Source organism: Pseudopedobacter sp. (assembly GCF_040392825.1).
Lineage (GTDB): Bacteria > Bacteroidota > Bacteroidia > Sphingobacteriales > Sphingobacteriaceae > Pseudopedobacter.
The window spans coordinates 1-3,395 of record NZ_JBEBVH010000355.1; the positions used below are offsets into that span (position 1 = coordinate 1).

General features: G+C 38.7%; 3 protein-coding genes. All 3 read right to left on the reverse strand.

Annotated features, from left to right (window positions below; genetic code table 11):
• Positions 1-286: Mur ligase domain-containing protein (locus ABWO41_RS16815; protein ID WP_353140489.1), on the reverse strand; the 286-nt coding region annotated here is incomplete at its 3' end.
• Positions 287-381: 95 nt separating this feature from the next.
• Positions 382-1,890 carry a sulfatase family protein gene (locus ABWO41_RS16820; protein ID WP_353140491.1) on the reverse strand — a complete coding sequence of 503 codons (1,509 nt, stop codon included), beginning with the start codon at positions 1,888-1,890 and terminating at the stop codon, positions 382-384.
• 12 nt (positions 1,891-1,902) lie between these two features.
• Positions 1,903-3,395, reverse strand: a 1,493-nt coding sequence (locus tag ABWO41_RS16825; RefSeq protein ID WP_353140493.1) for a T9SS type A sorting domain-containing protein, incomplete at its 5' end; no start/stop codon positions are given.

Here is a 3,395-nt window from a genome sequence, read left to right on the forward strand (position 1 = left end):
TTAAACCGACAACAGGTATGTTTAATGTTCTGCGATGATAATTTGCCAATTCCTGCAAGGTTTGCAAAACATTATCAACAAAAATAAATTGTGGATGTTTAGGCAAATCTTTTTTGTCTATAATTGCAAATGCCGCACCTTGCTCTAGGGCTTGTAATGCGAAAGTATTAGCATCGAAGTTTTCTCCTCTTAAGGCAAAGAACAAACAATCTTCACTTATTTTTCTGGTATCGGTAGATATTACCGGATGTTGCTTAAAAATACTATAGAGTTCTTCTATGCGCATAACAGGATTTTTCCGGTAAAGTTAGGAGATAGAAATGATTTTCTAAAAATATAGAAAACTATTTCTATCCAGTTATAACTCTTCAGAAAAACAGATTATTTATCTCTTAGAACTTCCTCTAAAAGCATTTCCATCTCTTTCACTTTATCCGGAAATTTTTCTGCCAGATTATGCTCTTCTGATGGGTCGTCCTTTAAATTATATAATTGAGTATTTTTCTGTAAGCCTGTTGCGACGTCTTTATTTGCTAGCCAATCTGGAACTCGTTTGGTTACCGGGGCAATATATTTCCAGTGCTGGTTTCGCAAAGACATGGTGAAAGATTCTTCCAACATTATATTTCGGCCCCGACGGGATTCACCCAATAGCGCGGGCAACATATTCTGACTGTCCAAACTGAGTCTTTCAATATACTTCTCCTGGCCAAGTAAATGGGCTATTGAAGCAAATAAATCAACCTGAGAAATTAGTGCTTCTGATTTGGCTGCTTTTATTTTATCCTTCCAGTATATTATTGTTGGTACACGCGTTCCGCCTTCATAGGCGCTATATTTTCCTCCTTTAAATATCCCTGAAGGTTTATGGCTTCCAACCAGTTCTGCAGCGTGGTCTTCATAACCATCGTCCAGAACAGGACCATTGTCACTTGTAAAAATTACAATAGTATTTTCTCCGAGCCCGTACCTATCTAATGTTTTTATTAGCTCTCCTACTATCCAATCCATTTGTACAATATCATCTCCCCGGGCTCCCATTTTCGTTACTCCCGAAAATCTGGCGTTAGGAGACCTTGGAACATGGATACTTGGCAATGAATAATACAGAAAAAATGGTTGCTTTTTATCTTTAGCAATAAACTGCTCTACTTTCTGATGAAGTACATCTGCAAAATCTTCGTCTTTCCAATATGCCTCTTTTCCTCCGCTCATATAGCCAATACGACTAATGCCATTGACGATTGTTCCGCTATGCTGTGTATCTGCTTTTACCTTTAACAATTCAGGATTGTTAAGCCCGTCCGGTTCGTTTCCTATTTTACGCTCATAGTTCACTTCTATCGGATCGTCAGCTTTTAAGCCTACCACTTTTCCATTTTCTACAAATACTGTAGGCACTCTGTCTGCTGTTGCCGGAATTAAGGAACTATAGTCGAAACCTATTTCTGAGGGTCCGGGCTTTTCTTCTTTATTCCAGTCCGGTTTGCCATCTCCCAGCCCTAAATGCCATTTTCCTATAACACCTGTTTTATAACCCGCTTCCTTCATCATATCTGCAATAGTTGTTTGATCGGGGCGGATAATCAACGGAGCATCGCCCGGCAAAATAGCCGCATTATTTCTAAATGCATATTTACCTGTAAGCAGCGAGTAACGGGATGGTGTGCAGGTAGCCGCAGAACTATGCGCATCCGTAAACAGCAATCCATTTTTTGCTAAATGATCTACATTTGGAGTTTTCACTTCTGTAGCTCCATAACAGCTTAAATCACCATATCCTAAATCATCAACATAAACGATAACAATGTTAGGCAATTGCTTTTCCGTTGGCTTAACACATGAAACTATACTTAATACAAATAAACAAAGAGGATATAATGCTTTCATCTTATTTTCCAATTATTCTTTAATTATCTTCCTCTCGACTCTTTGGCCATGTATTTCAGATTGAATTACATAAACTCCTTTTTTCAGAGAGCTTAGATCGACTTCCGTATATGTTGTATTTAAGGAAACGTGAATGGTTAAAGCTGTCTTACCATTTATATCAACTACTTGAAACCTTTGTGGTTCAAGCACTTTCCCATGCTTAATTGTCAATTTTGTTTTGACCGGATTTGGATAAATATCAAATACACTTTCTAAACCTCTAACTGCTTTAACATCACTATAAGAAAATGTTCCGTCAAGATCAACCATTTTTAATCTGTAATATATTGCTTCGGCAGATACTGCTTTATCTATTACAGAATAACTGTTTTTCCCGGGTTTATTTACCGTTTCTATTATTCTAACGGTTTCAAAGTTACTTCCATCTGCGCTTCTTTGTACCTCAAATTCCTTAGTATTAAACTCCGATTCTGTTGTCCAGCTCAATAATATTTCTGACAGCTTTCTGCTAACATCAAAAGAGGTTAGTTTTAGCGGCAGTGTTGATCCCGGCGTAAAAGAAATACCTTTGAAAATGTAATTTGATGACGGTGCGGTAATCAGTGTCGTGATAGCGGGAGTTGTAATGGATGTGTAAATATCGGTATCGGTAAGTTTAAGAACTTTTGACAGATTCGCCTGGGGGTCATAAGCCGTTGCATAAAGAGTGACGTTGTTTTGCGAATTTATTTGCCCTACCAACCCCCTGAATTTATAATTATTCACATCATTTACCCCTGAACCGGTATACACTTCGTATTTTAATTCCCAGTTTCCCGAAGCATTTTTTACATATTTTTTTATTCCTCCTTTATGTCCTGCGGTTGAACCATCATCTGTTACAAAAACAACATCGGCTCCTGCAATACTGGCGTCAGCATCATAAAATACAAACTGGCAAATATTTATTGGTACACCACCAGATGCTATTGGAATGGAAAAATCTGCTCCGGGGAGATTACTTATTGTTGCCGAATTAGCTTCTGTTGGGAATGGCTCAGAAAAAATACCCAAACGTATAGCAGCCGCATCGCCCAAAGCTGCCGCGTTGGCAGACGTATATAACTGACCATTAAATATGCCCGGAACGCGCAGATTACTTTGCGTAGTTTGTATTTGATTAAAGACATCTGCATTTCCAGTTGTTGCGTTATTATTAATGTAGAACGTTCCTCCATAAGTTGTATTTGTTGATCCGCCTCCTGCATACAATCCGGTGCCATCATTCAAAGCTACCGTTCCGGTAAACCTCGAGTTGGTAACATTTCCTGCTACTGTAGAATTTCCATAGGAAAATATGCCTGCCGGCAGCGTATACGACTTTAATACAGTATTAACGCCGGTACTTCCATAAATCTGTACTTTTGCCAGATCGCCCGTTCCATTTAAAGCAATTGTTCTGGATTCCCCCACATTTTTAGCATAACCGCCTACCGCCAGATACATGCCATTGGGAGATAGTT